General features: G+C 70.2%; 7 protein-coding genes and 1 tRNA gene. 3 read left to right on the forward strand and 5 right to left on the reverse strand.

The annotated features are described in order from the left end of the window. Positions 1 to 1811: transglutaminase family protein (locus I5I_RS01325; RefSeq protein WP_239639984.1), on the forward strand; the 1811-nt coding region annotated here is incomplete at its 5' end. A 22-nt stretch (positions 1812 to 1833) separates the two neighbouring features. Here I5I_RS01325 and I5I_RS01330 read toward each other — a convergent pair. The 3 genes from I5I_RS01330 to I5I_RS01340 all read right to left on the reverse strand — a co-directional run bounded on the left by I5I_RS01330 (position 1834) and on the right by I5I_RS01340 (position 5200). After that, entirely contained in the window at positions 1834 to 3243 is a 1410-nt protein-coding gene (locus tag I5I_RS01330) for a dicarboxylate/amino acid:cation symporter (protein WP_036315475.1), read from the reverse strand. A 210-nt stretch (positions 3244 to 3453) separates the two neighbouring features. Beyond that, positions 3454 to 3858 (reverse strand): arsenate reductase ArsC, encoded by a 405-nt coding sequence (locus I5I_RS01335; RefSeq protein WP_005051312.1) that lies wholly within the window; start codon positions 3856 to 3858, stop codon positions 3454 to 3456. 19 nt (positions 3859 to 3877) lie between these two features. Further along, positions 3878 to 5200, reverse strand: a complete 1323-nt coding sequence (locus I5I_RS01340) for an FAD-dependent oxidoreductase (RefSeq protein ID WP_036315477.1) — start codon at positions 5198 to 5200, stop codon at positions 3878 to 3880. 88 nt (positions 5201 to 5288) lie between these two features. On the opposite strand from I5I_RS01340, the gene I5I_RS01345 reads away from it, so the two are divergent. Both I5I_RS01345 and I5I_RS01350 read left to right on the forward strand, forming a co-directional pair. Beyond that, positions 5289 to 5636: an ArsR/SmtB family transcription factor gene (locus I5I_RS01345; protein WP_036315480.1), complete on the forward strand. Its 348-nt coding sequence runs from the start codon at positions 5289 to 5291 to the stop codon at positions 5634 to 5636. Then, positions 5633 to 6148: a GNAT family N-acetyltransferase gene (locus I5I_RS01350; RefSeq protein ID WP_036315482.1), complete on the forward strand. Its 516-nt coding sequence runs from the start codon at positions 5633 to 5635 to the stop codon at positions 6146 to 6148. Before I5I_RS01345 ends, I5I_RS01350 begins: the two co-directional genes overlap by 4 nt. Positions 6149 to 6181: 33 nt before the next feature. Here I5I_RS01350 and I5I_RS01355 read toward each other — a convergent pair whose 3' ends face one another. Continuing rightward, positions 6182 to 6490, reverse strand: a complete 309-nt coding sequence (locus I5I_RS01355) for a hypothetical protein (RefSeq protein WP_036315483.1) — start codon at positions 6488 to 6490, stop codon at positions 6182 to 6184. Between the two features lie 151 nt (positions 6491 to 6641). After that, a tRNA-Ser gene (locus tag I5I_RS01360) sits at positions 6642 to 6730 on the reverse strand. Positions 6731 to 6807 lie beyond the last annotated feature (77 nt).

Below are 6807 nucleotides of genomic sequence, written 5' to 3' on the forward strand. Positions count from 1 at the left end.
CGCACGGATGCCGCTGGCTGCCCAGCGTCGCCCTGGTCGCCGTCTGGCTCATCCCGGCCATCGCCGTACCGGCCGGGGTGGACGTCGTGGCGTTCGTCCTGCTCGCGGCATCCGTGCTGCTGCTCATCCGCGCCGAGACCCGCACCCGCGAGACACCCAGCGCCGCCGCGTCCCCACGCGCCGTCACCGCGCGCGCCGGCGGCGTCGCGGCCGTCGCCACCTCGATCGGCGCCGTCGCGATCATCGCGGCGCTCGCGGTCGGACCCACGCTGCAAGCGTCGGTTCCCGCGGCGGGGTTCGGGACCTCCACGATGATCGATCCGTCGCTGGATCTCGGCAAAGACCTGCGGCGCCAGGACGGCGCGACGGTGCTCACCCTGCGCACCGACGGCACCAGCGTGCCCTACCTGCGCGTGGCGACGCTGTCGCTGTTCGATGGCACGGTGTGGCAGCCCGATCGCACGAGCACGGTCGATCTGAGCGCAGCGCCGCTCGAGCCCGTCGAGCTCTCGGCGGACATCGCCGTCGTACAGACCCGCACGACCGTCGCGATCAAGAACCTCGCGTCGGCGTACGCGCCCGTCCCCTACCCGGCCACCGAGGTCGACGGATTGACCGGGGCGTGGCAGTTCGCCCCGTACAACCGCACCGTCGCCGGCGCGGCCGGAGCGACGCAGGGACAGCAGTACACAGTCGTCTCCGACATCGCCCAGCCGACGCTCGAGCAGATCCGCGCCTCGTCGGCAGGAGGTGCGGGTCTGCGCATCGACGTGGACTCCATCCCGGCAGGCAGCCCGCCGATCATCGCGCAGCTCGCTCGCCAGGTCACCGCGCAGGCCGCCACCGACTACGACAAGCTCATCGCTCTGCAGGACTGGTTCCGCGGTCCGGAGTTCACCTACTCGCTCGACGCGCCGGTGCAGGACGGCTTCGACGGACAGGGCGTCGACGCCGTGGCCGCCTTCCTCCAAGCCAAGACCGGATACTGCGTGCACTTCGCGGGCGCCTTCGCCCTCATGGCTCGCAGCTTCGGCATGCCGACGCGGATCGTGGTCGGGTTCCTTCCCGGCTCGTTCACGGGCCAGGTCGTCGACGGCCAGCGCGTCATCGATGTGACGGGGCGCCAACTGCACGCGTGGCCCGAGGTGTACTTCCGCGGCATCGGATGGGTCCCGTTCGAGCCGACCAAAGGCCTCGGCACCGAGACGCGGTTCGACAGCGCAGCCTCGACCGCGACCACGCCGCCGACGACCTCGGCCACTCCGGAGGCGACGACCGCTCCGACGACCGCTCCGACGGCCGACGTGAACGATCCGCAGCAGGGCGCGCAGACGGATGCCGCAGGCTCGGGCCCGACGCTGATCGATCTGCGTCCGCTGCTGAGCATCCTCGGCGCCGTAATCGTGGTCGCCGCGCTGCCGGGGGTGGCGGGGGCGGTGCGGCGGCTCATGCTGCGCCGGCGCGGAACGGTGACCGCCGCGTGGCGCCTCGTGCAGGACACCGCGATCGACGCGGGGTTGCCGGTGCCGTCGTCGCGCTCGCCACGCGCCTTCGGCGCCTTCCTCGTCAGCGCCGGGGGCGCCCCCGCGACGCCGATGTCTCAGCTCGTGGCCGCCGTCGAGCGGGCGAACTACGCGGCGGACGCGGCCGGCGCGGGCCCGGATACCGCCGCGATGAGCGCCGCTGTCGGCATCCGATCGGCCATGCTGGCGGCACTGCCCGCAGCGCGGCGCGCGCGCGTCGTGGCGCTGCCGTGGTCGCTCGTCGTGCGGCCGGGCTCCGGCCTGGCCGATCGCGACGCGCCGGCCTGAACCGGCGCGTCGCGATCAGTCATCAGCTGCGCGCGAGTGCCGGGGCCTGCTCGTCGGCGTCGTCGGCCGAGTCGTCGGCGAACGGCTCGCCGTCGCGCGGCGCGTCGTACAGCTCGCGGTCCAGGATGCCCTCGCGCTTCGCGACGATCGTGGGCACCAGGGCCTGGCCTGCGACGTTGACCGCGGTGCGGCCCAAGTCGAGGATCGGGTCGATCGCGAGGAGCAGACCGACACCCTCCAGCGGCAGGCCGAGGGTGGAGAGGGTCAGCGTGAGCATGACCGTCGCACCGGTGGTGCCGGCCGTGGCCGCCGAGCCCACGACCGAGACGAGCGCGATCAGCAGGTACGACACGATGTTCAGCTCGATGCCGAAGAACTGGGCGACGAAGATCGCGGCGATCGCCGGGTAGATCGCGGCGCAGCCGTCCATCTTGGTCGTGGCACCCAGCGGCACCGCGAACGAGGCGTACTCGCGCGGCACGCCGAGGTTGCGCTCGGTCACGCGCTGGGTCAGCGGGAGTGTGCCGATCGAGGAGCGCGAGACGAACCCGAGCTGCACGGCCGGCCAGACGCCGGAGAAGTACTGCTTGATCGACAGGCCGTGGCTCTTGACGAGGATCGGGTAGACGACGAACAGCACGAGCACGAGTCCGACGTAGACGGCCACGACGAACCAGACCAGCGTGAGCAGCTTGTCGGTGCCGTACTGCACGACCGCCGAGGCGATGAGGCCGAGAGTGCCGAGGGGCGCGATCCGGATGATCCACCAGAGCACTCGCTGCACGATCTTCAGCGACGACTGCGTGAACGCGACGAACGGCTCGGCGCGCTTGCCGACCTTGAGCGCGGCGATGCCGACGGCGACCGAGACCACGATGACCTGGAGCACGTTGAATCCGACCGTCGAGGTGATCGCACCGGAGTCGCTTGCGGAGCTCGAGACGGTCAGACCCAGGACGTTCTGCGGAATGAGGCCCTTGAGGAAGTTCCACCACGTGCCGACCGTGTAGGGGGCGCCGGTCGTGAGCTGGTCGTGGGCGACGCGGTTACCGGGCTGGATCGTGATGCCCAGGACGATGCCGATGGTCACGGCGATGAGCGCCGTGATCCCGAACCACAGCAGGGTCTGACCCGCCAGCCGCGCGGCGTTGGTCACGTTGCGCAGCTGCGTGATGCTGGCGACGACCGCGAGGAAGATGAGCGGGACGACGGCAGCCTTCAGCAGCGTCACGTAGGACGAGCCGATGGTCGACAGGGTCGCGGACAGGCCGTTGGGGTTGCCCGCGGCATCCGGACCGAGGTTCAGGGCGAGGATGCCGAGCAGGATGCCGGCGATCAGCGCGACCGTGATCTGGAAGCCGAACGAGCGGTAGAACGGCTTCTTCGGCTTGGGCGGACGCGCGGCGGGCGCGGTGGTGCTGGTGGAACTCATGAGGGGGATATCTCCTGTGTCGGCGGATGCCGGGTGGAACTTCGCAGGGTGTCGACGTTACGTCGCGACCGGTGCACTCGCGAGTCACGATGACGCACGATGACGCGGGTGAGACGCGAACGCGGACCGCCCGTCACTCCAACGGCGGCGATGACCGGTGCATTCCCGGCGGTCGGGATTCGTTTCTCGCTCCCGTCGAGCCGCAGCCGGTCAGCTCAGGCTGGCGATGAGTTCCTGCACCCGCCCCTTGATGTCGTCACGCACCCCGCGGACGACCTCGACGGGCTGGCCCGCCGGGTCGGTCAGCTGCCAATCCTCGTAGCGCTTTCCAGGGAAGATGGGGCATGCATCCCCGCATCCCATCGTGATGACGACGTCGGCCTGGCGCACGGCGTCCGTCGTCAGAATCTGCGGGGTGGCCGAGGACAGGTCGATGCCTTCTTCGGCCATCACGGCCACGGCTGCCGGGTTGACCGCGTTGCCCGGCTCGCTGCCGGCCGAGAACACATCGATGCGGTCGCCGGCGAGCGCACGGAGGTATCCGGCGGCCATCTGAGAGCGGCCGGCGTTGTGCACGCAGACGAAGAGGACGGCGGGCTTTGTGGAGTCGGTCATGGCATTCCTCGTTCGGGTGTCAGGAGAGGGCGGGCGCGGTCGGGATGATCGAGACGGGCTGAGGCGGCGGTGCGCAGCAGGCGCCGCCACGCGAAGCGCCCGAGGCGTCGAAGAGCCCGGCACCGCCGCACACGCCAGTATCGGGCAAGACCAGCTCGACACGCCGTGCGGCCTCGTGATCGCCCGCCACTTCGGCCACGACGCTGCGCACCTGCTCGTACCCGGTGAGCGCGAGAAAGGTCGGCGCGCGGCCGTACGACTTCGCGCCGACGATGAAGAAACCCGGTTCGGGGTGGGCGAGGTCGGCGGCGCCGGTGGCGGCGACCGAGCCGCACGAGTGCACGTTCGGATCCACCTCGGCGGCGATGCGAACGGGAGCCTGCAAGGTGGAGTCGAGCTCCAGACGCAGCTCTGACAGGAACGACAGGTCGGGGCGGAACCCGGTGAGCACGACGGCCCTGTCGGCAGCGAGGTGACGACCGTCCTCCGCCACGAGGACCACGCCATCACCGGCATCCGTGACGCGTTCCACGCGGAACCCCGTCACGAGCGAGACGAGACCGGCATCCACGAACTCCTTCGCCCGGATGCCGAGGGCTCCGCGCGCGGGCAGCTCGTCTGCTTCACCCCCGCCGAACGCCTTCCGCGCGCTCGCACGACGCAGCGCCCAGGTCACCGTCGTGGACGGGTCGCGGCGCGCCAATCGTGCCAGGGCCAAGACCGCGGTGAGGGCGGAATGCCCGGAACCGACGACGACGGTGTGTCTGCCCTCGAACCCGGAGCGATCTCGGAAATCAGGGATGCGGTAGCTGAGCCGGTCGGCCGCCGCGCGCTCGCCGAGAGCCGGCAGACCGTCCGCACCCGCGGGGTTGGGGGTCTCCCACGTACCGGAGGCGTCGATGACGGCGCGTGCCGCGAGGCGGTAGTCGTCGCCGCCGGTCGGTCGGACGTGCACCGTGAAGGGCTGATCGCCGCGACCGGCATCGACGAGGCGGTCGCGTCCCGACCGCGAGACGCCGACGACGCGCGCGCCGTAACGAACACGATCGCCGAGCGCGTCGGCCAGCGGTGCGAGATAGCGACCGATCCACTGCGCGCCGGTCGGGTAGCCGCTCGGCGGCGGTGTCCAGCCCGTCGCGTCAAGAAGGCGGGCGCTGGCGGCATCGACGAGCTCGGACCAGTCGGAGAACAGGCGCACATGGCCCCACTCGGCCACCGCAGCGGCCGGAGTGTCTCCCGCTTCGAGCACGACGACCGGCATCCGGCGTTCGATCAGGTGAGCGGCGGCGGCGAGCCCCTGGGGGCCGGCGCCGATCACGGCGACGGGCAGTACGTCATCCACCGGAGTCCTCCTTCGTATCGACATCTGTCGATGGGTCAAGATTCCGGCATGCATCGACAGATGTCAATACGAGGTGCACAATCGAAAGATGCCGACGCTGCTGCCCCTCCTGACGAACACCGCCGACGGGTGCAGCTCGACCGCGCCCGCGAATGCACTGACGGCGGACGAGGCAGAGACGCTCGCCCGCACCTTCAAGGCGCTCGGCGACCCCACGCGGGTGCGCCTGCTGTCGCTGATCGCCGCATCGCAGGGCGGTGAAGCCTGCATCTGCGACCTCACCGCACCGGTCGGCCTCTCCCAGCCGACCGTGTCCCACCACATGAAGCTTCTCGTGGATGCCGGGCTCGCCACGCGTGAGCAGCGCGGGCGCTGGGCGTACTTCCGCGTCGTCACCGATGCCCTCGACCAGGCCGCGAACGCGCTCCGCCCGTGAAGGCGGTCGCGATCCGCGCGATGCGGCCCGAAGATTGGCCGGAGGTCGAGGCGATCTATCGCGAAGGCCTCGCCACGGGAAACGCCAGCTTCGAGGCTGAGCCGCCCGCGTGGGAGGCCTTCGACACCGGCAAGCTCGGCGTCGGCCGGTTGGTCGCCGTCGACGCCGACGGCGGCGTCACCGGCTGGGTCGCCGCGTCGGCCGTCTCCACCCGCGAGGTGTACCGCGGCGTCGTCGAACACTCGGTGTACGTCGCCGCCCGCGTTCGCGGGGGCGGTGTGGGACGGGCGCTGCTTGCCGCTTTCGTCGAGGCGGTGGATGCCGCCGGGGTATGGACCGTGCAGTCGGGCATCTTCCCGGACAACCATGCGAGCCTCGCCCTTCACGAGCGAGCGGGGTTCCGCCGCGTCGGTCACCGGGAGCGCATCGCGCTCATGACCTACGGACCGTGGGCGGGTCAGTGGCGCGACACGATCCTGGTCGAACGTCGCCGCCCCGACGGAGCGCCGTAACGCGAGAACCCCGCCCAGGCTTTCGCGTGGACGTCAGTCCTGCAGCCAATCCACGCCGCCGCGCAGTGGCCTCCAACCGAACCGAACTCTCTCCAGCTCAACTTCGTCAGCATCGCGCGGTAGCCACTCGACTCTCCACTGCTCGAGCAACGATCCCACCTCGTCGTTGCCTCTGAAGTACATATCACCGGGAACTCCGTCTACAGCTGGCGGATCCAAGACGAACGTCCACCACTCCGCGCCGGTGTCGGGGTAGACGAACAGAAGTCGACCCACCCACGGACCAGATGTCACGCGCGCGAGTCGCCCCTGGTCACCCCAGAAGCCATTCGTGAGTTCCATGCGAGACATCCTCGACTGGTTTGCGCACCACACGCCAGGGGCAAGGCTCCCGACTGGATCGCCGATCACGTCGATCCTGCTCGCTTTCCAAAGACAGCGCGAATGCGAGAACCCCGCCCAGGCTTTCGCGTGGACGGGGTTCTCGACTGAGCGGAAGTGACAGGATTTGAACCTGCGAGGCGAGTTACCCCGCCTACATGGATTCCAGCCATGCTCCTTAGGCCGCTCGGACACACTTCCGTCGACGATCCTATCAGCCGCTGCGACAGCCGCCGTCGCTCAGGCGGTGGTGGGGAGATCACCGGCCAGCAGCAACT

Source organism: Microbacterium sp. B24, from assembly GCF_000333415.1.
Classification (GTDB): Bacteria; Actinomycetota; Actinomycetes; order Actinomycetales; family Microbacteriaceae; genus Microbacterium.